This is a genomic window from Sagittula sp. SSi028 (assembly GCF_048553715.1).
Taxonomy (GTDB): domain Bacteria; phylum Pseudomonadota; class Alphaproteobacteria; order Rhodobacterales; family Rhodobacteraceae; genus Sagittula.
Genome location: NZ_JBLZNC010000062.1, coordinates 1 through 269, shown reverse-complemented (window position 1 = coordinate 269; position 269 = coordinate 1). Strand labels below are relative to the sequence as shown.

Here is a 269-nt window from a genome sequence, read left to right as displayed (position 1 = left end):
GAGTAATTTGCCCGGGTTGCGGACAGAGGTCTACCCGTCAACATGGTCGTTACGTCCGGCACCTCAAGGATTTTCCGGCGCATGGTCGCTCCGTTCAGGTGCGCTTGTCGGTGCGACGGTTCCGCTGTGTTACCTCGCAGTGTTCCATCATGACTTTCAGCGAGAAAGTCCCAGATGACCTTGCGTGCCGTTATGGTCGTCGGACCGGTCGATTTCAGGACCTCGTCGCCTACCTCGGTCGCGCGATGGGTGGTCGGCCAGCTCAGGCA

General features: G+C 59.9%; 1 protein-coding gene. It reads left to right on the top strand.

The features are described from left to right. Positions 1-5: 5 nt before the first annotated feature. The coding region (locus ACN5AZ_RS18765; RefSeq protein ID WP_419430405.1) for a transposase family protein at positions 6-269 on the top strand (264 nt) is incomplete at its 3' end.